The organism is Microcoleus sp. CAWBG27, assembly GCF_020883145.1.
GTDB lineage: Bacteria > Cyanobacteriota > Cyanobacteriia > Cyanobacteriales > Microcoleaceae > Microcoleus.
Genome location: NZ_JAHREU010000017.1, coordinates 13,237 through 35,114, shown reverse-complemented (window position 1 = coordinate 35,114; position 21,878 = coordinate 13,237). Strand labels below are relative to the sequence as shown.

The 21,878-nt window shown below is 45.7% G+C and carries 18 protein-coding genes and 1 tRNA gene; 16 read left to right on the top strand and 3 right to left on the bottom strand.

The window, feature by feature from the left end; translation table 11 throughout:
- Window positions 1-376 precede the first annotated feature (376 nt).
- Entirely contained in the window at window positions 377-568 is a 192-nt protein-coding gene (locus tag QZ938_RS12385) for a hypothetical protein (protein ID WP_293351692.1), read from the top strand.
- On the opposite strand, the gene QZ938_RS12380 is transcribed toward QZ938_RS12385, so the two are convergent.
- The 3 genes from QZ938_RS12380 to QZ938_RS12370 all read right to left on the bottom strand — a co-directional run bounded on the left by QZ938_RS12380 (window position 555) and on the right by QZ938_RS12370 (window position 3,185).
- On the bottom strand, window positions 555-1,874 hold the full coding sequence (locus QZ938_RS12380) for a DUF3086 domain-containing protein (protein WP_293351690.1): 1,320 nt from the start codon (window positions 1,872-1,874) through the stop codon (window positions 555-557). The genes QZ938_RS12385 and QZ938_RS12380 overlap by 14 nt on opposite strands.
- A gap of 59 nt (window positions 1,875-1,933) precedes the next feature.
- Window positions 1,934-2,326 (bottom strand): DUF3119 family protein, encoded by a 393-nt coding sequence (locus QZ938_RS12375; protein WP_293148813.1) that lies wholly within the window; start codon window positions 2,324-2,326, stop codon window positions 1,934-1,936.
- A gap of 64 nt (window positions 2,327-2,390) precedes the next feature.
- Window positions 2,391-3,185, bottom strand: a complete 795-nt coding sequence (locus QZ938_RS12370) for an MlaE family lipid ABC transporter permease subunit (protein WP_293351688.1) — start codon at window positions 3,183-3,185, stop codon at window positions 2,391-2,393.
- Between the two features lie 184 nt (window positions 3,186-3,369).
- Between QZ938_RS12370 and QZ938_RS12365 the strand changes: the two genes are divergently transcribed.
- The 15 genes from QZ938_RS12365 to QZ938_RS12295 all read left to right on the top strand — a co-directional run bounded on the left by QZ938_RS12365 (window position 3,370) and on the right by QZ938_RS12295 (window position 21,698).
- A complete protein-coding gene (locus QZ938_RS12365) occupies window positions 3,370-3,657 on the top strand; it encodes a hypothetical protein (protein WP_293148807.1) in 288 nt (95 codons plus the stop codon).
- A gap of 504 nt (window positions 3,658-4,161) precedes the next feature.
- On the top strand, window positions 4,162-4,425 hold the full coding sequence (locus QZ938_RS12360; RefSeq protein WP_293148805.1) for a hypothetical protein: 264 nt from the start codon (window positions 4,162-4,164) through the stop codon (window positions 4,423-4,425).
- Window positions 4,426-4,725: 300 nt separating this feature from the next.
- A complete protein-coding gene (locus QZ938_RS12355) occupies window positions 4,726-5,127 on the top strand; it encodes a fasciclin domain-containing protein (protein WP_194011615.1) in 402 nt (133 codons plus the stop codon).
- A 204-nt stretch (window positions 5,128-5,331) separates the two neighbouring features.
- Window positions 5,332-10,449: a PAS domain S-box protein gene (locus QZ938_RS12350; protein WP_293365529.1), complete on the top strand. Its 5,118-nt coding sequence runs from the start codon at window positions 5,332-5,334 to the stop codon at window positions 10,447-10,449.
- A 524-nt stretch (window positions 10,450-10,973) separates the two neighbouring features.
- Window positions 10,974-11,201, top strand: coding sequence for a hypothetical protein (locus QZ938_RS12345; protein ID WP_293148799.1), 228 nt, complete (start codon window positions 10,974-10,976; stop codon window positions 11,199-11,201).
- Window positions 11,202-11,326: 125 nt separating this feature from the next.
- Window positions 11,327-11,503, top strand: a complete 177-nt coding sequence (locus QZ938_RS12340; RefSeq protein WP_293148796.1) for a hypothetical protein — start codon at window positions 11,327-11,329, stop codon at window positions 11,501-11,503.
- A gap of 81 nt (window positions 11,504-11,584) precedes the next feature.
- Window positions 11,585-12,667: an amino acid ABC transporter substrate-binding protein gene (locus QZ938_RS12335; RefSeq protein WP_293351684.1), complete on the top strand. Its 1,083-nt coding sequence runs from the start codon at window positions 11,585-11,587 to the stop codon at window positions 12,665-12,667.
- Window positions 12,668-12,872: 205 nt separating this feature from the next.
- Window positions 12,873-14,087, top strand: coding sequence for an ABC transporter permease subunit (locus QZ938_RS12330; RefSeq protein WP_293351682.1), 1,215 nt, complete (start codon window positions 12,873-12,875; stop codon window positions 14,085-14,087).
- A 46-nt stretch (window positions 14,088-14,133) separates the two neighbouring features.
- Entirely contained in the window at window positions 14,134-14,733 is a 600-nt protein-coding gene (locus tag QZ938_RS12325) for a hypothetical protein (protein WP_293148790.1), read from the top strand.
- Between the two features lie 20 nt (window positions 14,734-14,753).
- Window positions 14,754-15,986, top strand: a complete 1,233-nt coding sequence (locus QZ938_RS12320) for an amino acid ABC transporter permease (RefSeq protein WP_293351680.1) — start codon at window positions 14,754-14,756, stop codon at window positions 15,984-15,986.
- A 156-nt stretch (window positions 15,987-16,142) separates the two neighbouring features.
- Window positions 16,143-16,895 carry an amino acid ABC transporter ATP-binding protein gene (locus QZ938_RS12315; protein ID WP_293337188.1) on the top strand — a complete coding sequence of 251 codons (753 nt, stop codon included), beginning with the start codon at window positions 16,143-16,145 and terminating at the stop codon, window positions 16,893-16,895.
- 394 nt (window positions 16,896-17,289) lie between these two features.
- Window positions 17,290-19,512: an excinuclease ABC subunit UvrC gene (uvrC, locus tag QZ938_RS12310; RefSeq protein ID WP_293351678.1), complete on the top strand. Its 2,223-nt coding sequence runs from the start codon at window positions 17,290-17,292 to the stop codon at window positions 19,510-19,512.
- 296 nt (window positions 19,513-19,808) lie between these two features.
- Window positions 19,809-19,879, top strand: a tRNA-Gly gene (locus QZ938_RS12305).
- A gap of 362 nt (window positions 19,880-20,241) precedes the next feature.
- On the top strand, window positions 20,242-20,958 hold the full coding sequence (locus tag QZ938_RS12300; protein WP_293148765.1) for an actin-binding WH2 domain-containing protein: 717 nt from the start codon (window positions 20,242-20,244) through the stop codon (window positions 20,956-20,958).
- A gap of 29 nt (window positions 20,959-20,987) precedes the next feature.
- The gene (locus QZ938_RS12295) at window positions 20,988-21,698 is read left to right on the top strand and encodes a hypothetical protein (RefSeq protein WP_293351676.1); all 711 of its coding nucleotides are present in this window, start codon (window positions 20,988-20,990) and stop codon (window positions 21,696-21,698) included.
- Window positions 21,699-21,878: the final 180 nt, after the last annotated feature.

The following is a 21,878-nucleotide window of genomic DNA, read 5'->3' as shown; positions in this document are numbered from 1 at the left end:
CCCCTAAATTTCTTCAGTCCGCGGAGGCGGACTTTGTTTGTATAGCCGCGAATTCTATTCGCCGAAAATTGAAGTCAGAAGTCAGAATCTAGAACTAATTCCGGTTAATTTACCCCCTAAATTTCTTCAGTCCGCGGAGGCGGACTTTGTTTGTATAGCCGCGAATTCTATTCGCCGAAAATTGAAGTCAGAAGTCAGAATCTAGAACTAATTCCGGTTAATTTACCCCCTAAATTTCTTCAGTCCGCGGAGGCGGACTTTGTTTGTATAGCCGCGAATTCTATTCGCCGGAAATTGAAGTCAGAAGTCAGAATCTAGAACTAATTCCGGTTAATTTACCCCCTAAATTTCTTCAGTCCGCGGAGGCGGACTTTGTTTGTATAGCAGCGAATTCTATTCGCCGGGAATTGAAGTCAGAAGTCAGAATCTAGAACTAATTCTGGTTAATTTACCCGGAATTTATTCAGTCCGCGGAGGCGGACTTTGTTTGTATAGCCGCGAATTCTATTCGCCGGGAATTGCCGGAATTGAACGTGTTAAAGCCGGATTGGAAATCAAAAATCCTTAGAAGTCGTTAAAGTTTGCGGATCGGAAGCAAAGGCCAACCACAGCGGAAATTGCAGCATCGACAAACTGATTAAATCTTCTGTTTCGTCTATCACAATTAAAGGCAACTTACCATCTCTCACCAGTCGATCGGCTTTTTGAGCCAAAGCCTCCGCAGACTCAAACATAATAATGCCACCTTCCGGGCCAAAATCGGTGCGAGTAATCCCCAAACAATCCTGCAAACCCCGGCGCCACTCACCCAAACGTTCGGGACTGTTAGCGAGCACCAACGTCCGCACCCGCGTGCCGTAGACGCTTCTAAGTACAGAAATAATTGTCGAACTAATCAAGATATTTTGCAAGCGCGAACCCATAGTTCGCAATGCACCCCTTCCTCCTTGGGTGAAAAACCAGTTAGAAACTCGTTCGGCGTGGATGGGTTCAAAAGTGCGCCGGAGTTGCCAAGGCGGGCCGTAATAGTCGGGGAGAGTGCGATATTGGTCTAGGGTGCGGCGAATTTGTTTGGCTTGTTCTTGAAATCCTTGTTCAGCAAATCTGGGATTTACCGGGGAAGAGGATTGAGGCTCCTCAACAGAGATTTGCTTGGAAGTTTCTTGCACCGGCGGCGTCATATCTAAGAGTTCGGCGGTAGCTGCTAAATCCTGCAAACTGCCGACTAGATAGTCTTTGAAACCTTGAACTCTGATTGCTAAATCTTGGGAAACTCCGGCGAAAGTAGTTCGCATTTCCTTTTGAATTCGATCGCGCCTGCGTTCGAGTTTTTCTACTTCAATTTGCAGGGCTTGCTTGCGATGATCTAGCTGTATCAAGCCGTCTTGTACCAAACGCCCTATTGATGCTTGAGCCTCGCCCAACGCTTCTAACGCCTTAGCTTTGTCAGCTTCCAAGGTGGCAATTCTTGCGGTCAAATCTTGTTCTTGCTGTTGCAATGCTTTGACTCTATCTGCCAAACTTTCGGTAACATTTTCTGGTACGGGCGTTACCGTTTCTGCGGTTGCTGTTGGCTGGGAGTCTGTTTCTGGGGAACTTTGGGCGATCGCACTTTCAGATTCGCTATCCTCAGTTTCTGGCGAAATTTTGGCGATCGCACCCGCTTCGTCCACCACAGGGGTGATTTGGGGATTTTCCTCGTCCCAGGGGTCTATTTCGGGAGGAATTTGCGATGTGAGATCGTTTTGGGCGATCGACAATTCCCGTATTTGAGATGGCAATAGATTTTCCGTCTCATTCACGGGTAGAGTTGGTTCGCCATCAGCGGCTGGTTGCGATTGCGGTTCTTTGGTTGGAGATTCGTCTGAATTCATGGGAAATTTATTCGGCGTGGGGCACAGAAGAAGTTAAAAATTTAAAATTAACAACTTGTTTAGTCTTCACGGGGACAGCGCTGTTCTAAGCAGGTCTGTAGCATTTTACGATCGAACAGAACCGGCAGAAAGTGAATACTGTTAATTTCTTTGAAGTAAAACAAAATCGGCACAGCAGGCCAAAATATCCGCCAATTTTGCCATTGTCGGTAAGGAAATTGGCGGATCAACTTGGACGATCGATAAATGTCCAAATCCGTTGGAGTAAACTGTAGCCGGATAGTAGCGGCTTGGTACATCAGAAACAAGCCGAACAGCGAAAGCGGCAAACTCACCCACTTCTGCACGAACAGCAGCGGTACAGCAGCTAGTACCAGGACTAGCGGAATCGCATAACTCGGTGCAAGTTCGATCGTATCTGTGGGTGCAGTCCCAGAGGTAGTTGTAGTCACGGGTTTAAATCAGGGGGTAGTAAAGTAATGTTGCCAATTATTTATATTTTATCCGTTTCCTAGCTTACAAGCCTTTGAGTACGCTAGACCCAGTACCCTGAAACATCAGCCAAGTCAGGAAAAAGTTAACAATAAAAATAGCCAGCAAAGCCGTCACCACCGCTGTGGTAGTCGATTGGCCGACGCCTTTGGCGCCGCCGGTAGTCGTCAAACCCCAGCTAGTGCCGATGACAGCAATCAAACCACCGAACACAAAAGCCTTAATAGCAGCGCTGCAAATGTCCCACAGACTCAGGAAATGGCGGACTGATTCTAAAAACACATTTTGAGAGACGCCGTACATTGTCGTCGCAATCAGCAGCCCGCCGGCGATGCCCGTGACGAGGGACAATATTGTCAGAATTGGCAGCATCAAGCAGCAAGCTAAAACGCGGGGAATTACTAAATAGTCGATCGGGTCTGTTCTGAGCATCAGCATGGCATCTATCTGCTCTGTGACTTGCATCGTGCCGATTTCCGCAGCAAAAGCCGAACCAACCCGTCCCGTCACGATTACGGCTGTTAACACCGGGCCGAGTTCGCGAGTCAAAGACAAAGCCAAAACCCCGCCGACGACATTACCCGCACCGAGGTTAATAAACTCCCTGGCTACCTGAACCGTAAATACCATGCCGACAAAACCCGCAGTCAGCAAAGCAATCAGCAGCGATTCCGGGCCGACTGCTGCCATTTGGTCGAGGGTGTTGCGACGGTTAATTTTGCGAGTTAGCAAGTGCAGCATGACTTGGCCGCCCAATAAAATGGCTGCCAGTAACCGCTGACTCCACAAACTGAGGCTTGATGGTGTAGTTGTGCTCAAGGGATTTTGACTGTAGAACAACTGCAAAAATGAAATCTATCTACAAATCTTAAACAAGTTTCTTCTCTAAGATTTAAGATTTCTGACAGAATTGGCCACTGAGGGCGATCGCTGCCTATCGTAGAAAAGGACAAGTTTATTTTACTTGCACCTTTCGGCAGTTTAGCTGAATTTACTGACTGTTATGAGCATCTTTCCTAATTTTATTCGCTCTTTACTGCTGACCAGCCTCCTGAGCTTTGTCGCTCCCTTATTGTTAATCGGCGCGGGATTGACTAGCTTTTCGTTGATCGGTCTTGTGCCTGCTCTGCAAGCAGTAGGTCGTTCTGGAGAAGACCAGATTTTGCAGTTCTTAGCCACTTTTGGCAGTGGCTGTCCTCTCCAGGGATTTTTGGTGATTGGCCTAGCTTTTAGTTTAGTGGGTGCTTTGTTTGATACCTACGCTTCTTATCAGCATTCACGGTGGGGTTAATGGTGTTTCTATTTGAAATCTGGGATTTGAGATTTTATGTAGGGAATTCTCGATCGCGCATCTAAAATCTCAAATTGTTGGGTTGCTGTGCATCGAATCGCGCCCCCTCCAGCGAAACAGTCTCTATCGAAGTTCCTCGTCCTTTGATTTAGCAGTGGAGTCAAATCTCAAATCCACTGACTTCGCCCAAAAACGGATATTTGCTTTCCTACAGGAGTCGTGGAGAGCGAAAATTAGAGAATTCAGTTCCAGCTACCAGATTCATCATTAGAGTTAATTCTACAATCTCAAATCGTTTGGCTACCTCAGCATTAACTAAGTAAGTCGGTACGAAAATTCATAACTATGTCCGCAGCGAGCGTAACGCAGTGAAGTGAAGCATAAGTCCTACGGACAGGCTTCGCCAACGCAAGGTTTTTGTAGGCTTCATACTTTGTTACACAGCTCGGTTTATTTGCGCCTACCTACTTATCGATCGAATGCGTCTACAATCCAGAAGAAAGATTGCCTTATGTTCTGGCATTTAAGGACTGTCGCGATATCGGGTGGACTGTACGCGATGAAGAAGAAGTTGGCGAACTTGAAGCAGAATTTTTAGGAATTTCTTTGGGCGAACCGGAACACCGCAAGCCTGCTGTAATTACTACAGACATTTTTGAAATTTCAATTTTGTATGGCAGTTTTAGCATTCATAAGGGAGAGGATTTAAATTTGGAAATAGCAGAATTAGAAACGGAGGTTTTAGTATCACAAGCAACCGCAGTCTAGTAGCAATTTAAAAGTATTGCGCCGTTAAAAAGTAAATTGCTTAGTAATTTTATGTGTAAAATAACCATTATTAGGTTCGTAGTGAGGACTTCAGTCCGCAAAAAAAGAGACGACTGAAGTCCTCACTACGAACCTGGTTGGAAAAGGTTCGTAGTGAGGACTTCAGTCCGCAAAAAAAGAGACGACTGAAGTCCTCACTACAAACGAATTACCAATTTTTTAACAAACATAGTAGGTATTGTTGCACGCATCAGTTTACGATACTTAATAGAACTTTTTTGCCAAACGAGGTAGAACCAAATGCCTGATATTGTTGATATTGCCGTAGGTGCGGGTTCGTTCCAAACCCTGGTAACTGCGGTGCAAGTAGCAAATTTAGTAGATGCGCTCAAAAGTCCGGGCCCTTTCACTGTCTTTGCACCGACTGACGATGCTTTTGCGAAATTGCCACCGGGAACTATCACAACCCTAGTGCAGAATGTCCCCCAACTGAGCAGGATTTTGATGTTTCACGTCGTCTCCGGCAAGTTTATGAAGGCAGATTTGGCAAAACTCGGTTTTGTTACTTCCTTAGAAGGTTCGCCGATTAAAATTGATTGTTCAGACGGTTTTGAGGTGAAGAATGCTACTGTTGTCGCGGCTGATATCGAAGCTGACAACGGTGTCATCCACGTCATCGATAACGTGATTTTAATGGGATAATTTCGCCTTTAAACCTCGCTGCTGGAGCGAAGCAGGTGCCTTGCGGTGTCGCTTCGCTCCCGATCGCGCTTTTGGTTTTTTAGCAATTAAAAGTTATATAAATATAAAAAAGTTGTCTTTTCGCCTGATGTATTTTAAGATGATTGTTTAAAAAACTTTGAAGATGAATAATTATAATATAAGGAAACCAGTGTGGTGAGCACTATGCAAATCCTAGCCGCCAGCCTCAAGGCCAAAGTCCGCCAGCGTACCTTGGAACTGCAAGTTCTCAACGAACTTACGGAGAATGTACAACTTGCTGCGGTTGCTGATGAAATTTGGTCTGCTTGTCTGGCACATCTCGGGCGCCTGATTCCTGGTGAGACGATCGCACTTTTAACTCTACCGGACGATCGCATCTACCTGCAACACTTACACCCGTTAACTGAATCGGTCAAATCTGAAATAGCAGCCTGCTTGCAAGCTACTCGCACCCAATGGCTGGCAGGAAGTCGAGACTGGGCGTACAACATCGCTGGCCCGCCAATTGCTCAGTTTAAGTCGGTGTTGGTGGCACCGGCTAACCCGGAGGACAGTGAAGAATTGTTGGGAGTATTTTTCATCGGTGCAGAGCAGGGAACTGCTTTTAATTTTGAACACCTTTGTTTGCTCCACACGGTCGCTAAAATTTGTGTTAAATCGTTAATTACTTTAGCAGCTAAACAGACGGATGTCAAGGGAACTGTTCAAAATAATTTTGCTCTAGATGCGGAAAGCCAAGAGCTATTGTTGCGGGCTTTAATAGACAGTATTGACGACAGAGTGTTTGCCAAAGATCGAAATTTTAGATACATTTTTGTCAATCAAAGTTTTGCTGCATATTTGGGGAAAAAGGTTGAAGAAATTATTGGCAAAGACGATCTCGAATTAGGTTTCTCAGAAGCAGCAGTATTTGGCGATCGCCACGGCTCAATTAGGGGCATCCGCGAGGACGACCGAGCTGTGCTGGGGGGGGAGACGGTTCGCAATCCCTACCAGGCGATCGCCTTTGCAGGTGGCAAACAGCAGGTCTTTGACACGCAAAAACTGCCCCTGCGCGATGCGAAAGGCAATATATTTGCGATTTTGGGCATTTCTCGGGAGATTGCTCAATGGGAGGCGACAGATGAAGCCCGGAATCAAAGCCAAGCCAAACTGCAAAAAATTACTGCTAGCGTACCCGGTACGGTATATCAAGTTGACTTGCATCTAGATGGCTCGATAGCCTTCTCGTTTGTGAGCGCGGGCTGCCGAGAATTGTATGAAATAGAACCGGAGGTGGCTCAGCAGGATATTCGTGCAATTGTTGACATGATTCATCCCGAAGATAGAGATGATTTTCGGAACTCGGTAAGGCTGGCTGCGGAAAATTTGCAGCCTTGGCGGTGGGAAGGTAGAATTATTACCCCCTCTGGAAAACTTAAATGGATTCAAGGGGCTGCACAACCGGAAATGCAAGGATCGGGAGAGATGGTTTATTATGGCTTGTTCACGGATATTAGCGATCGCAAACAAGCTGAGTTAAAACTGCAACTTTATCAAGAAATATTTTTAAAGTCCAATGATGCGATCGCCATTTTAGACCCGCAAGGCTATTATTTGGAAACTAATCAAGCTCACACGGCTTTGCTGGGTTACAGTGCATCAAAATTGTGGGGTAAAACTCCTGCAATTCATACGGGAGAAGAGACATTTGCATCGGTGCTGCAAATATTGATCGCAACAGGGAGTTATCGAGGCGAAATGAGCTGTGTTAAGGATTTGCAAGGGGGAATCTTTGAGGTGGAACTTTCGGCTTTTGCGGTTCTCAATGATGCTGGGGATGTGGTTTGTTACGTCAGCGTCAAAAGGGATATCACCGAACGCAAGCGAGCTGAGGAAAAACTCAAACTTTACCGAGAAATCTTTTTAAACTCCAACGATGCGATGGTGATTATCGATGCTGATGGGTTTTTCCTCGAACAAAATCGCGCTCACCAATCGCTATTAGAATATACAGACGCTGAATTAGAAATAGAAACGCCGCCGCTGGTGGCGGGGGAACGCTTTTCTGCGATTTCCAAAAGTTTAGCGAAAACTGGAACTTTTCGGGGCGAAATTACTAACTTTACTAAAAAAGGTCGCACGCTGGCGATCGAGGTGGCGGCATACTCTGTAATTAACAACAGCGGCGATATAATTTGTCACGTCTGCGTTAAGCGCGATATTACCGAACGCAAAAAAGGTGAAGAAGAACGACAAAAATTTGTGTCGCTGATTGAAAATAGCAGCGATTTTATCGGTATGGCCACTCTCGAAGGTCAAACGCTGTTTGTTAACGAAGCCGGTCAAAAACTGGTGGGTATAGAGAATATGTCGGAAGTGCTTGATACCGAGATCTGGGATTATATAGGCGAAACTTTTAAACAGGAATTCAGTCAAGAGATTTTGCCAATAATTGTCAGTCACGGCCAGTGGCAAGGAGAAGGTCAAATGCAGCACTTGCGTACTGGAAAAAGTATTGATGTTGTGATGAATGCTTTTCTGGTCAAGCACCCTCAAAGTAGCGAACCGCTGTGCTTTGCTGCGGTAATTCGCGATGTTACAGAACGCAAGCAAGCTGAAAGAATGCTGCTGGAACAAGCAGAACAGGAACGGCTGGTTTCGGCGATCGCCCAGCGAGTGCGACAGTCTCTCAACCTCACTCAAACTCTGAGCACGGCTGTACAAGAGGTACGGCAATTACTGGCAACCGATCGCACGGTAATTTATCGTTTTGATTCCGATGACACAGGGATTGTGGTTGTCGAATCTGTAGGATCTGATTGGATGCCTATGCTGGGCAGAAAACTTCAGGAAAAATCTTTTGGGGAAAGTTACAAAGCGATGTACCGCGCTGGCAAAATTCAAGCAGTTGAAGATATTTATAATGCTAATTTGAGCGAGATTCACCGAGATTTACTGGTGAAATTGCAGGTAAGGGCTAATTTAGTTGTACCAATTTTTATCGGCGACGAAAGTCAGGAATTAGCAATAGAATATTCGCCAGAAACTCCTAGAATTAAGTCGCAGATCGAGAGTTTGGACAAGCGTCAAAATCGGTTGTGGGGGTTGCTGGTTGCCCACCAGTGCAGTGCCCCGCGCGCTTGGACTGATTCTGAGGTGGATTTGCTGGGAAGGTTGAGCGTGCAGTTGGCGATCGCCATTCAGCAATCTACTTTGTTCGAGCAAGCGCAGCAAGCCCGAGAAGCCGCTCTGGAAGCGTCTCGAATGAAGTCACTATTTTTAGCAAATATGAGTCACGAAATCCGCACTCCGATGAATGGAGTGATGGGGATGACAGATTTGCTGCTGAAAACAAATCTTACTCCCGAACAGCTAGACTTTGTGCAGACGCTGAAACTCAGCGGTCAAAATTTGCTGTCGATCATTAACGATATTCTTGACCTTTCTAAACTGGAAGCAGGAGAAATGCGCTTAGAAACCATCGAATTTGACCTCAGTATTTGTCTGGATGAAGTGCTGGATTTGTTGGCAACTCCCGCACAAACTAAAGGTATAGAATTGGTGGCGCTGATTGATACCGACGTGCCGCTGCAAATTAAAGGGGATGCAGCGCGATTGCGGCAAATCCTCACTAATTTAATTAACAATGCGATTAAGTTCACGGAAGCAGGAGAAATAGTAATTGAGGTTTCAACTGGCAGGATTCCTGGGATATTGGCAGCCAGCGACGACCAGAAAAAATTAGAGAGTATCCAACCATTAAAACTAGGAATCAATCGCTCGCTATTCCTGCTGTTCAAGGTCACAGATACAGGGATTGGGATTGCTGTCGAAGACCAAAAAAAGCTGTTTAAATCTTTTAGTCAAGTTGATGCTTCTACTACGAGAAAGTACGGTGGCACTGGTTTGGGTCTGGCTATTTCTAAGCAGTTGGTGGAGCTGCTAGGGGGTAAAATTGGTGTGGAAAGTACCCCCGGTAAAGGATCGAGTTTTTGGTTTACTGTGCCGGCACTTAAGGAAAATTTAACTGGGGCTGGGACAGCGTGCTCAGTGAATTTGCAAACGGTGCTGGCGGGGCAGAAAATGTTAGTTGCTAGCGACAAGCCCACAGTGCGAAAAGTGCTGCTGAGAATGGCGGTTTTGTGGGGGATGGAAGTTGATGAGGTTGAGAATGGTTGGATGGCGATCGCATCTCTGTACAAAGCTGTCAGCATAAAATCCCCTTACGATATCATTTTGGTTGATATTCAGTTGCCGGAAATGGTGGCGGGAAGTCTGGAACGTTTGATGATTGCTGAGCCGGCAATGCAGCAGACGCATTGGGTGGTGCTGACTTCAATTACTCAGACATCGGAGGCTAAACGTTTGGTAGATATTGGTTTTAGCGGTTATTTAACTAAACCTGTGAAAGCTCACCGGCTGTTTGAGTGCTTGGTAAATGCGATCGCCCCGGGTGCAGTGGTTGACTCGCGGCTGGCAAATTCAACGACAAATCCAGACTCCTCTATTGACAACCGGGAATTAGCTAGCCTAAAGATTTTGTTAGTTGAAGATACTCCGATCAATCAAAAAGTTGGTCTGAATCAACTCAAGGTTTTGGGATGTGCGGCGGATGTGGCAAATAACGGCGCTGAGGCGCTATCGATGCTGGCTATCAAAAAGTATGACATTGTGCTGATGGACTGTCAGATGCCAGTTTTGGACGGTTACGAAGCTACGCTGGAATTGCGCCGCATGGAAGCGACAGGCACTGCTGCTGGGAAGATGGAACCCGATCGCAAGACGGTGGTGATTGCAATGACGGCAAATGCTTTGAAGGGCGATCGGGAAAAGTGTCTGGCGGCGGGCATGGATGATTATATTAGCAAACCTATTTCCATCGAAAAGTTAAAATCTGTACTAGAAAATTGGTCGGTACAGTTAAAAGTTGAAATTCCTCAGTTTAAGGGTGAGGAAGTCCAAAACTCTGCTTCGGATCTAGAATGCGTAGTCGATATGGCACGCTTGCACGAAATTGCGGGCACTGATTTGGACTTTGAGCGGGAAATATTGCAAGCTTTTGTGGTGGATACTAGCAGTTATTTAGAATCTGCTAAAAGTGCGATCGCCTCGCGAGACATGGAGACACTGGCCCGCCGCGCGCATCAAATTAAAGGTGTCAGCGCTACGGCGGCGGTGCGGTTAATGCCGGAGATGGCTGCTCAGCTTCAAACTCACGCCGAATCCAACGATTTGGAAGGCGCCACGAAAATCATCGCTGAATTAGAAATAATCCTAGCGGGGGTTAAACAGTTGGTTGCTGCTGAATTATCTGGTTAATCGATCAATTTTCTCAGGACTAAAGAAATCCTGGGCGGTTGGAAACCGCATCTACACAAACGATGTCCGCCTCCGCGGACTAAGAAATATGGAATTTGAGAGAATGTGCGTGCGATGGCTTACGCCCCGCTACGCTACGGCTCTTCAACCCGCGGAGGCGGGTTTTGTCTGTGTAGACGCGGTTTCAACCGCCGGGTGTGCTACGCTACGACTCTTCAACCCGCGCACCATCCGGGTTTTGCTTGACAAGACGCGGTTTCAACCGCCGGGTTTCTCAAATCCTATGTAAAGATTCTTAATTTTTTATCAAGATATTTATCTGTATGTGACGAGATTGGGAACTCTTATAACATCTTGTGTGTTGTAGCTTTTGACACTACTATATTAAGTTATTGTGGTCAAATATAAAATAATCATTAAGCCGATGACAAGACGGCTACTTTTCGTCTATCGGCTTGAAACACTAAGACCAACTCATCACCCAGCCAGCCCACTAAGTGCGTATTTACGCTCAACGAGGTTTTATGACTCCAGTCATGTTACGCCAACTCTGGTCATTAATTGAAACCACCCAAGCGACTCTGTTAGTCAATTTGGACGATGCCACCCTGGTACAGTGGCTGCTGAAGCAGTTGAAGATGAACTCTGCGCTCAATGGTAACGAAACAGATTTGCTGAACGAGTACATCGAGTCTCGGCTGTCGCTAATCCGCGATTTAGCCGAGCAGCGCCTAGCACCAGAGCGGTTCTAAGCGCATTAAATCAAAATTGGATAAATATTGTAGGCAAGATTTTCAACAGTTGACAGTTGACAGTTGACAGTTGACAGTTGACAGAAGGAGAGCGACCTCTACCTATAAGTCCGAGTATTGGAGTAATGAATAGTCTGATTTTAATTTCTCCCTCAAAGGCTTGGGGCTTTCAACCAATTCTTTCTGGTAAGCAAGATTGTAGGCAAGATCGCCCGCAGCGGGCAAAAAAAATAATAGGCGGTAAGCCGGTGCGCTTTTCAGGGTGCGACACCGGGTTGAGAATGGTTAATTTGAAACGGTAAGGTGTTCTAGATTGCCGATCGCAACAGTTCTCGACACTGACAAGTTAGGATCGTCGAGAAAGTGTTCTACTGGTAAAATGTATGCGTAAATTGGGATTTCTGTTGCTGGCAAGTGTGTTGTTTGTGGCACCGCTGGCATCTTGTAGGGATCGATCGGCACAAGTCGGACAAACACCAGCCTCGCCTGCGGGAAACGCGCCACAACAAACTTCGAGCCGGATAGATACAATCGTCAGCCGCGGTAAACTAATTTGCGGCATTAGTGGCGAACTACCTGGTTTTAGCTTTGTAGACGAAAAAGGCAAATACTCCGGCTTGGATGTGGATATTTGCAGGGCCATCGCTGCGGCTATATTTGACGATCCCGAAAAAGTCGAATACCGAAAGCTCAACGCCAAAGATAGGTTTACAGTTTTGCAGGCCGGAGAAATCGATATTCTCAGCCGAAATACCACCTACACGGCGAGTCGCGACAGCACTACCGGCTTGGAATTTGCCCCAATTATCTTTTATGACTCTCAAAGCATCATGGTCAAAAAAGATAGCGGCATCAAAAGCTTAAAAGATTTTGCGGGCAAATCTATCTGCGTGCAGACAGGTACGAGTACCGAACAAAATTTGTCCGACCAAATGCGAAAATTAGGAGTTAAATACACTCCTGTGGTGTTTGAAGATGCGAATACTACCTTTGGCACTTATCAAGAAGGTCGCTGTCAAGGTGTTACAGCCGATCGATCGCAACTCGTGTCGAAGCGCACAACTCTACCGAATCCTGAGAATAATGTTGTTTTGCCGATCGTAATGTCAAAAGAACCGTTAGCCCCAGCGGTGAAAAGCGGCGATCCTAAATGGTCGGATGCGGTGAGATGGATTATTTTTGCGGCGATTGAAGCTGAAGATTTAGGAATTAATTCAGCAAATGTAGACCAAACTGTGGCAAGCACTACAGATCCAAGCGTCAAACGTTTGCTAGGAAAAGAAGGAGATTTAGGTAAAGGTTTCGGACTCCCCAACGACTACGCCGTCCGCGTTGTGAAGAAAGTGGGGAATTACGGCGAAATGTACGATCGCAACCTCGGCCCAAAAAGTACACTTAAGTTAGACCGGGGTCAAAACAAACTCTGGAAAGATGGCGGTTTGCTGTACTCGCCACCCTTCCGCTAATCAACAGGTTTGTAGTTGCGCTTGGGCCCTATGCGTGTCCGCAACTACAAACCTAAAAATCAACTTAAACAAAGGTACGTAGTTGCGCTTCAGCGCTCTTTGGTACGTAGTTGCGCTTCAGCGCCCTCTTAGGTACGTAGTTGCGCTTCAGCGCCCCAATCTACACAACATACGCAACAGATTTAATCAAAATAATATTTAAGCTATGAACACAGAACCTCAACCGGGCAAATCCGAGAAATCATCCAAAATTAAAGATATATCAACACTGCTGCGGGACGATCGCTTCTGGAAAATAGCCGGACAGGCGATCGCCCTAATTTTAGTAATAACAGTCATCGCCATTCTCTGGGACAACCTCACCGCCAATTACGCGCAACTGGGGATTGCATTTGGATTTGACTTTCTCAATTCCCAAGCATCCTTCGACATCGGCGAAAGCGTAATTCCCTACAGTCCGGAAAACAGTTACAGACAAGCTTATTTTGTCGGATTACTCAACACGCTGCGGGTAATGGGGTTGGGAATTGTTTTCGCAACAATTGCGGGTTTGACCGTAGGAATTGCCCGCCTTTCCGACAATTGGATCTTGCGTAATTTAGCAGCTTTGTATGTGGAGATTTTGAGGAATACACCCTTATTGCTGCAATTATTTTTCTGGTATTTTGCAGTGTTCATTTCCATGCCAAAAGTGGAAGACAACCAGCAGATGAAGGGCCCTATTTACTTGACAAATCGCGGTATTGCTGTACCTTGGCCTGCGCCTTTGCCAGGTTTTGAGATTTGGTTGATTTTGCTAACTGTCGGAGTTTTGGCGGCGGCTGGGCTGTGGATGTGGCGGGCGCGGGTGATGGTGGAAGAAGCGAAGCCGGGAAGACAGTTGTTTTGGGCCGCAGGTGCGATCGTCCTCAGTGCAATTTTAGCTTTGATTATCACCAAAAATCTGCCTTTCCGCGTCGATTTCCCGCGCCTCACACCAGCATTGCAACTCGAAGGAGGATTAAAATTAACTCCCGAATTTGCAGCCCTCGTGACAGGACTCAGCTTGTATACTGGCAGTTACATTGCCGAAATTGTCCGCGCCGGAATTCAGTCAGTCTCGCGAGGTCAATGGGAAGCCGGAAAGTCTTTGGGACTTAAATCTGGAACCCTGATGCGGATGGTAATTTTGCCACAAGCTTTGCGGGTAATTGTGCCGCCGTTAACCAGTCAGTATCTGAATTTAGCGAAGAATTCGAGTTTAGCGGTGGCGGTGGCTTATCCCGACGTTTACTTTGTGGTGGGTTCTCCGACGCTGAATCAGACCGGTAGGGCGATCGAAACAATGATAATTATCATGGCAACATATCTTACAATTAGTTTGATAGTTTCTCTCTTCATGAATTGGTACAATAAAACCGTACAACTAAAGGAAAGATAAAAATTCAAATTTTTGAAATTTACCAAGAGGGGAAAGGAAAAATAAAATGGCTTACAGTGACTTTAACTTAAACAACGTTTTGAAAACATTTGAATTAAGTTATTCTGAAATCGCTGATTTGTTTGCAAACGAACCGGAATTAGAATGTAGTCCATCACTCGCAGAAACTTTACGGCGATATCTGCCCATAGCTGTTGGCAGCAATACAGAAAAATCTCGTTCTGAAATGATTATTGCGCCAATTTTATTAGAATTGAGAACACAGTTACAAGACAAAATAGGTTTATTTTCAGGAATAGACTTTACTGTCAATTCAGAAAGAGGTTTAAATGGAATTTGCGATTTTCTAATTACCCGTTCTCCAGAATTGATGATTGTAAAATCCCCAGTCATTGCAATTGTAGAAGCTAAAAAGGAGAATATAAGTTCGGGATTAGGACAGTGCGTGGCAGAAATGTTAGCTGCTCAAATATTCAACCAACGTGAAGGTAAGGAAATTAAAGTAATTCTTGGGACTGTGACTACGGGAACAGTATGGAAATTTATTAAGCTAGAAGGAACAGCCGTAGAAATTGATAGTAGCGAGTATTTCCTGAGCAATGTCAATAAAATATTGGGGATTTTAGCAAGTGCAATTAGAAATTAACAAATAACAACTAACAACTTATGGAAACTTCCCCCGTACTGCCGCCTCCCGCCACCGAATCGCCCACCCCTTGGAATTGGGCGCGCAAAAACCTATTTAGTACCTGGTACAACAGCATTCTGACAGTATTTTGCTTAATTGTCGCCTTCCAAACAGTCAAAGGAATTATCGTTTGGGCAACTACACAAGCTAAATGGCGAGTATTAGAAGCCAACTTGCCACTATTTTTTGTGGGCAGATTTCCCAGCGAATCCTACTGGCGGCTGTGGATAGTAGCCGGAATAATTGCCTTGTTGGGAGGTTTAACTTGGGGCAACATTCAGCGAGATGAACGTCTTTGGAATCCGCCTACACTGATTTTACTGGGTGGTGCCGTTGTTGGTGCGGTCATTTCGCCGATCGACCTTACCTCTCGTTTTTACCTCTTAGGAATTATCATCGCAGCCGCCGCCAGCTATATCGCTGGGCGACAAATTAACCCTAACCCCTCCCAACCCCCCCTTAGTAAGGGGGGGCGAGGGGGGGTTAGCTGGATGCCTGCAATTTGGACTCTTTCCTTCCCAGTAATTCTGTGGCTAATTAAAGGCGGATTGGGTTTGACAGAAGTCTCGACAAATGACTGGGGCGGTTTAGTGCTGACGCTATTTTTAGCAATTATTAGTATTGTGCTGTCGTTTCCCTTGGGAGTATTGCTCGCCCTCGGGAGACAAAGTTCTTTGCCAGTCGTCAAACTACTTTCAACATTGTACATTGAAATTGTTCGCGGTTTGCCATTAATTGGCATTTTGTTTTTAGGTCAAGTCATGCTGCAATTATTCTTACCGCCCGAATATCCCAAATTAGATAGAGTGATTCGGGCGATCGCCGGATTAACATTATTTAGTGCGGCTTACCTAGCCGAAAACGTCCGGGGTGGCTTGCAGGCCGTACCCAGGGGACAAATAGAAGCAGCAAGAGCGATCGGGCTAAACACACCCCTACTGACCATTCTGATTGTACTACCTCAAGCACTGCGAACAGTCATTCCGGCGATCGGCGGTCAATTCATCGGATTGTTTATGGATACATCCCTGCTTTCGCTATTTGGAATGTTAGAATTAATCGGCATATCCCGCGCAGTTTTAGCAAATCCATCATATATAGGCAGATACGCCGAAGTTTACATATTCGTCGGCCTCATTTATTGGGTATTTTGCTATTCAATGTCACTAGCCAGCCGCAAAATTGAAAAAAGTCTAGAAAAAAGTCATTAGTCTGTAGGGGCGGGTTCACCAACAAAATAGAACTACAAACCCAAATACATATAAACCCGCCCCCTCCCAACCCAAATATATATAAATCTCCCCTCCGCTGAAGCAGTCAACAGTCATCAGGCAATAATTATCCGTCATTATTTAAAGGACAAAACTATGCAAGATACACTAACAGTTCCAGAAACAGTAATCGTAGCAGAAAACGTCCACAAATGGTACGGACAATTTCACGTACTGCGCGGCGTCAGCATGAACGTCAACCGAGGCGAAGTCGTCGTCGTGATGGGCCCTTCAGGTTCCGGAAAATCGACGTTTATCCGTACTTTCAACGCATTAGAAGCATACCAGCAGGGTAAAATTACGATCGACGGAATCGAACTTTCCCACGACTTGCGAAACATCGAAAAAATTCGCCAGGAAGTCGGAATGGTGTTTCAGCAATTCAACCTATTTCCCCACCTATCAGTCCTGCAAAACGTCATGCTAGCGCCCGTATGGGTGCGTCGCTGGCCCAAGAAAAAAGCCGAAGAAGTAGCGATGCAACTATTAGAAAGAGTCGGGATTTTGTCTCAAGCCCAAAAATATCCCGGACAATTATCTGGCGGACAGCAGCAACGGGTTGCTATTGCACGTTCCCTAGCAATGCAGCCGAAAATCATGCTATTTGACGAACCGACATCAGCATTAGATCCGGAAATGGTGCGGGAAGTTTTAGATGTCATGCGAAATTTGGCGAAAACAGGAATTACAATGGTAGTGGTGACTCACGAAGTCGGATTTGCGCGCGAAGTTGCCGATCGCATTGTATTGATGGACGGTGGCGTTTTAGTGGAAGAAGCAAGCCCGGAAGAGTTTTTTCAGAACCCGAAAGAAGAACGCACGCGCAAGTTTTTATCTCAGATATTGTAAACGGAACTTACGTCATTATAGGTTCGTAGTGAGGACTTTAGTCCGCATCCAGAAGACTAAACTCATCGTTAAAAACATTAATAGGTTCGTAGTGAGGACTTTAGTCCGCATCCAATCAGAAGACCAAATCAATCATTAAAAACATTAATAGGTTCGTAGTGAGGACTTTAGTCCGCATAAAATCAGAGGACTAAAGTCCTCACTACGAACTATTTTTTGTGATTGATTCGCTTGACCCAGATAACAGCGTTACAATAGTAGATATATAGCCTTTATCAAAAAGGTGAGGTATCACTGACAGCTTACATAACACCTTAAACAAAGGGGGCTCGCATCCCAACAACATACCTAATCTTTCTGAGAACCACTATAAGTCATAAAATCTCAAATTTATATGCCGTCCACAAAAACCCTGCCACTAATTAAAGATGCAGAACGCCTAGAAAGCCGCCTCAGAGAAATTCCGGCAGTTCCCGGTGTATACTTAATGCGCGACGAGAGCGATCGCATCCTTTACATCGGCAAATCCAAAAAACTCCGAAACCGAGTCCGTTCCTACTTCCGCGAAAGCCAAAACCTCAGTCCTCGCATCGCGATGATGGTACAGCAAGTGCGCGAAATCGAATTCATCGCCACCGACACAGAAGCCGAAGCTTTAGCATTAGAAGCCAACCTCGTAAAACAGCACCAACCTTATTTTAATGTCCTCCTCAAAGACGATAAAAAATATCCTTATTTGTGCATAACTTGGTCGGAGGAATACCCGCGCATTTTCATCACCCGCAAACGTCGGCCGGGTAATGCAAAAGACCGCTACTACGGCCCCTACGTCGATACAGGCGCGCTTCGCAGTACGCTGCATTTAATTAAGCGGATTTTCCCCCTGCGACAGCGCCCTCAACCGCTGTTTAAAGACCGTCCCTGTCTCAACTACGACATCGGCCGTTGCGTCGGCGTTTGTCAGGGGCTAACTTCGCCGGAGGAATACCGAAAAATTATTCAAAAAGTGGCGATGATTTTCCAGGGAAGGACTCAGGAATTAATGGATATTCTGGAACCACAAATGGAACAAGCTGCGGAAGATTTGAACTTTGAAACTGCGGCCAGGATTCGCGACCAAATTAAAGGTTTGCAATCTTTGAGTGCTGGTCAAAAAGTGTCTTTACCTAATGATACCGTTTCCAGGGATGCGATCGCCCTGGCAGCAGACACGCAGCACGCCTGCATTCAATTATTCCAGATTCGTGCAGGTCAATTAGTCGGCAGACTGGGCTTTATGGCGGAGATTCCCAGGGCGGGCACAGGGGCACCGCCCCTACATTCCGGGGAAGAAATACCTAGGGCGGGCACAGGGGCACCGCCCCTACATTCCGGGGAAGAAATACCTAGGGCGCGCACAGGCGCACCGCCCCTACATTCCGGGGAAGAAATACCTAGGGCGGGCACAGGGGCACCGCCCCTACATTCCGGGGAAGAAATAGCTAGGGCGGGCACAGGGGCACCGCCCCTACATTCCGGGGAAGAAGAATTATCTCAACATTCTCTTACCTCCCCCCCTTACCAAGGGGGGGAACGAGGGGGGGTAGAAGCCGGGGCGATTTTGCAGCGAGTTTTGGAAGAACACTATCAAAATGTCGAAGCCGTAGAAATTCCCAGCGAAATTTCTGTCCAGTACGACTTACCAGAAGGCGAAATATTAGCAGATTGGTTGAGCAATCGCAAGGGGCGAAAAGTGACTATTTTGACTCCGCAGCGCCAAACTAAGGCGGAGTTAATTGAGATGGTGGAACGGAATGCTGAGTACGAATTGGCGAGAATGCAACGATTGAGCGATCGCAATTCTCAAGCAATGCAAGATTTAGCCGAAATTCTCGATTTACCAGAAATGCCGCACCGCATAGAAGGTTACGATATTTCTCACATTCAAGGTTCGGATGCGGTAGCTTCCCGCGTCGTATTTATCGACGGTTTACCAGCGAATCAACACTACCGCCACTACAAAATTAAGAATCCTGAAATTAAATCCGGTCATTCTGACGACTTTGCTAGTTTAGCAGAAGTTATCGGCAGACGATTTAGGCTCAAAGACGCAGAAAGAAACAGCAAGCAGCAAGATGAATTTAGCAAGTTACCAGATGCGGAAGCAGTCAGTAATGTGTCTTCAGTTTCTCCTAATATTGCTGACAAACCGGATTTGATTATGATAGACGGCGGCAAAGGTCAACTATCAGCAGTTGTGGCTGTTTTGCGGGAGATGAATTTGCTAGATGAGTTGCGGGTTGTGAGTTTGGCAAAGCAGCGAGAGGAGATATTTTTGCCGGGGGAATCTTTGCCGCTGCCAACTAATTCCGAGCAACCGGGTGTACAATTACTGCGGCGGGTGCGGGATGAGGCGCACAGGTTTGCTGTGAGTTTTCACCGAGATCAAAGAAGTCAGAGAATGAAGCGATCGCGCTTAGATGAGATTCCCGGGTTGGGACACCACCGCCAAAAACTGTTGTTAGCGCATTTTCGGTCGATCGACTATCTGCGTTTAGCGACTCCCCAACAGTTGGCCGAAGTTTCTGGAATTGGCCCGCGTCTGGCGCAGCAAATCTACGATTATTTCCATCCCTAAAGCCTTTAGTACCGTGGGATAGGGGATTTGGGAGGGGGATTTGGGGGCGATCGGGCTTACCAGAAAGAATTGGTTGAAAGCCTCTGGCTTGGGCGTAGAAATTAAAATCAGACTATTCATTACTCCAATCCTCTGACTTTTAGGCAGAGGTCAACTGTCAACTGTCAACTGTCAACTGTCAACTGTCAACTGTTGAAAAGTCCCTATTCAACCACTTTCAGGGATAACTTGAGAAATTTTGCACGGGCCTATTGCAATTCTCAGAAGCTTGTGGTATGTTTAGGTTCTGTGTGAATGCGGGTGTAGTTTAGTGGTAAAACTTTAGCCTTCCAAGCTAACTATGCGGGTTCGATTCCCGCCACCCGCTTATTAAACAAAAAGCCTCAAACCAACTAGAAATCAACGGTTTGGGGTTTTTTATTGCCGATTTTTTGGCTGGGTGGGGCGTCAAAAAGACTAGAAATTGGATACAAATTGACGACAAAACGACCAAACTGAGTATCAAGTGACTGCCCGATCGCCCTTTTTGAATACAATTTGAATACAATTTGAACACAATTTGACTAGAATTTGACTGTAAATATCCAGCCGACAGGCAATAGCAGTAAGGTGGGGTGTGCGTGGAACCCTAGATAATGGGAGTTGTATGAGTCCTGTATCTGGAAGAATAATGAGTTAACATAGAGTGCATCCAGTTGGCAAGATTGTCGATCGCACTCAGCTTGAGTTATGACTGATTCGGAGTCGCATCAGTCAGAAGGAGAACCCGTGAAATATTTTTCAGTAGTAATGTATTTGCTGCGGGAACGGCAACAGTTTCTCGAAGAAATTCGCGAAGGTGTCAAGCTCAAATCTAAAATTTTTGGTTTGTTAATTTCCAGTACCATATTTTTTGGTATATACGGAGCGATATTAGGTGCATCTAGTACGTGGATGCAATGTCTGGTGTCAGCAATCAAACTGCCAGCGCTTTACTTACTGACGCTGATTATCTGCTTTCCCACACTGTACTTTTTTAATGTCATGTTTGGTTCAAAACGAACTTTTGAACAGTATTTGACATTGTTGATGACATCAATGGCGATGATTAGCGTTTTGCTGTTTGGATTTGCACCTGTCAGCCTATTTTTTCTGATTAGCAGTACCAATTACAGCTTTTTTCTGCTGTTGAATGTTGCTATTATGGCAGTCACAGGATTTTTGGGGGTAAGTTTTATCTATCAAGGAATGCACTTTATGTCCGAACAAGATGCCGAAGGCAAAGACATCAGGCTAAATATTTTGCGCTTCTGGTTGGGACTGTATGCGTTTGTGGGCAGTCAGTTGGGATGGACGCTGAGACCTTTTTTTGGCGCACCGGGACAAGCTTTTCAACTTTTCCGCAGCCGAGAGAGCAATTTTTATCTGAGTCTGTGGGATTCAATTAGGTCTCTGGGAGGATTTTAATTAATGCCAATTTAAGGAGATTTGCCATAGTGATACAAGCGGATTTGGATGAGTTGAGAATTCCTGAGAAGGAGTTGGAAGATTTGAGCGGAATAGCTTTGAGCGACGGTTTTTCAGGGAATTTTTATCACCCCGATACACTCCGAAACGGCAAAAAGCTGTTTGCTCTTTTGTTGCATGAGTTGCTGATATTTTGCGTAACACTTGTTATCTCGCTCCCGGTTGCTTTGCTGGCCAACAAACATGAAGTTAGTTCAGCTAGCGATGCTGAAATATTTGTCCGGGTTTTACAAATAACTTTGGGTTTGTCGCTGGCGATTACTGTTGCTTGGAATGTCTATCAATGGCTGAAGGCAAAGCCTTTGGCAACGCTGGCGGGTCTCTTGGAGGAAGTTGAGAAGTATCATGAGGTGATTAAGGCTTTAGATATTATCGATCGCCTAACGGCTGCTGGCAATTTACAAGCCAATTTAATTAACCGACAAGATGCAATTGAGGCACTAACAATTACTAGAGAAAGTTTGGTCTGTGCTTTAAAAACTGAGAAGATTCTCAGGGAAAATCAGAAATTCATTGGTCGCCGTTACGAGTTATTTGCTAATATTGAAAGTAATTTGGCGGCTTTGATGGCGCTGGATGTGAGCGATCGGGCGACTGAATACGGGCGGTTGCTGAATGAGGCTCTGGAAATTGGGATGAGCGTTCACAAAGAGGTAAGAAAGTTGCAAAATGGCAAATGATTTGAGGTATGTTGTTGCGCTTAAGCGCTCTTTCATGTATAGCGATTCTCAAAAAGATGAGGTACGTTGTTGGGCTTGGGCCCTCTTAGTCTAAGCGGTTATACAAGCTGCAAATTATACCTCATCTTTTTGAGAAAGGCTATATATACAGGAAAGAGCGCTGAAGCGCAACAACGTACC

Bases quoted from the DNA above. Each gene is read 5' to 3' on its own strand.
- QZ938_RS12315 (WP_293337188.1), top strand. From the start codon at position 16,143: ATGCAAGATACACTAACAGTTCCAGAAACAGTAATCGTAGCAGAAAAC.
- QZ938_RS12345 (WP_293148799.1), top strand. From the start codon at position 10,974: ATGACTCCAGTCATGTTACGCCAACTCTGGTCATTAATTGAAACCACC.
- QZ938_RS12335 (WP_293351684.1), top strand. From the start codon at position 11,585: ATGCGTAAATTGGGATTTCTGTTGCTGGCAAGTGTGTTGTTTGTGGCA.
- QZ938_RS12330 (WP_293351682.1), top strand. From the start codon at position 12,873: ATGAACACAGAACCTCAACCGGGCAAATCCGAGAAATCATCCAAAATT.
- QZ938_RS12355 (WP_194011615.1), top strand. From the start codon at position 4,726: ATGCCTGATATTGTTGATATTGCCGTAGGTGCGGGTTCGTTCCAAACC.
- QZ938_RS12365 (WP_293148807.1), top strand. From the start codon at position 3,370: ATGAGCATCTTTCCTAATTTTATTCGCTCTTTACTGCTGACCAGCCTC.
- QZ938_RS12325 (WP_293148790.1), top strand. From the start codon at position 14,134: ATGGCTTACAGTGACTTTAACTTAAACAACGTTTTGAAAACATTTGAA.
- QZ938_RS12300 (WP_293148765.1), top strand. From the start codon at position 20,242: ATGACTGATTCGGAGTCGCATCAGTCAGAAGGAGAACCCGTGAAATAT.
- QZ938_RS12320 (WP_293351680.1), top strand. From the start codon at position 14,754: ATGGAAACTTCCCCCGTACTGCCGCCTCCCGCCACCGAATCGCCCACC.
- QZ938_RS12350 (WP_293365529.1), top strand. From the start codon at position 5,332: ATGCAAATCCTAGCCGCCAGCCTCAAGGCCAAAGTCCGCCAGCGTACC.
- QZ938_RS12340 (WP_293148796.1), top strand. From the start codon at position 11,327: ATGAATAGTCTGATTTTAATTTCTCCCTCAAAGGCTTGGGGCTTTCAA.
- QZ938_RS12380 (WP_293351690.1), bottom strand. From the start codon at position 1,874: ATGAATTCAGACGAATCTCCAACCAAAGAACCGCAATCGCAACCAGCC.
- uvrC (WP_293351678.1), top strand. From the start codon at position 17,290: ATGCCGTCCACAAAAACCCTGCCACTAATTAAAGATGCAGAACGCCTA.